Consider the following 1,191-nt stretch of genomic DNA (forward strand, 5'->3'; position numbering starts at 1 on the left):
CGTCCCAGATGCCGTAGAAGCGCTCCTTGTGCTCGTAGGCGGCCAGCAGTTGCGGGAACGCGCCTGTCCAGGTCTCCATGATGAGGCGCTCCCGGTCTGAGACTTCGTGAGCGCGTTTCAGCAGGATTTTCCGGTCGCCCTTGAGAGTCCGGCTCTGGGACGGTTTCAGCTCCTTTCTGAGGCCCTTGCGCACTCTCTCTAGGGCATCGTTGGCCATGCGCACCACATGGAACTTATCGACCACGATACGGGCCTGGGGCAGCACAGCCTTGACCGCTGCCCGGTAGGGGTTCCACATGTCCATGCTGACGATCTCGACCTTCTGCCGGTCTTTCAGCTTCATCAGGTAGTTGGTCACCACGTCCTGGCGGCGGGTGGCCAGCAGGTCGAGCAGGGTTCGCTCCTCAATGTTGGTCAGAATGCAGCGGTAGCGCTTGTTCAGGTATAGCTCGTCAATGCCCAGGATGCGGGGCGTCTCGAAGCGGTGCCAGCGCCCCAGGAACTCGGCGCGGGCGTTGAAGATGTCGCGCACCGTCTTCTCGTCCAGGCCGGTCTGTGCCGCCACAAAGGTGTAGGGGTGGTTGAAGGATTCCTTCTCCACGTACTCATGCAGCCGCAGTGTCATACGGAATCCGTCCACCATCTCCGGTAGCTGGGGCCTGAATGTTGTCTTGCAGGCCCGGCAGGTGTATCGGCGGCGGACCACCCAGAGAGTGACCCGCTTGCCGTGGATGGGCAGATCACGATAGGGAACATCACGCTTGCCGAACCGCACGAACTCACCCTGCACGCCGCATTCCTCGCAGGCGATCGGATCGGGCACGTCCACCTGGAAGTGCATTTCGTCGTCGGTTGATTTGCAGCCCAGTACTTGGTATTGCGGCAGGTGAAAGATGTTGTCGGGAAGTTCGGTCATGGTGTTGTATAGGCGTAGGTGTCAGTCAGATCCATCCGGCTCGGCATTGGTGTTTGTTTTTTTACCCAACAAGCTGCCGGAAACGAAAAGTAAGGCACCGAGGACAATTGCAATATCAGCCAGGTTGAAAACCGGCCAATGCCAGTCGCGCCAATAGAAATCAAAGGAATCCACAACATAGCCGCGAAAGACCCGGTCAATCAGGTTGCCCATGGCGCCACCGAGGATAAGACTGTAAGCGATGGCTTCTCCTTTATGACGATTTTCAAGGATCA

Annotated in this window: 2 protein-coding genes; both read right to left on the reverse strand. The window is 58.3% G+C overall.

What is annotated here, in order from left to right; translation table 11 throughout:
* The coding region (locus MHM85_RS18290; protein ID WP_239286592.1) for an ISL3-like element ISPpu12 family transposase at positions 1-916 on the reverse strand (916 nt) is incomplete at its 3' end.
* Positions 917-937: 21 nt separating this feature from the next.
* On the reverse strand, positions 938-1,191 hold a 254-nt coding region (gene lspA / locus MHM85_RS18295; RefSeq protein ID WP_239286593.1), incomplete at its 5' end, for a signal peptidase II.

Source organism: Halomonas sp. McD50-4, from assembly GCF_022348135.1.
Lineage (GTDB): Bacteria > Pseudomonadota > Gammaproteobacteria > Pseudomonadales > Halomonadaceae > Vreelandella > Vreelandella piezotolerans.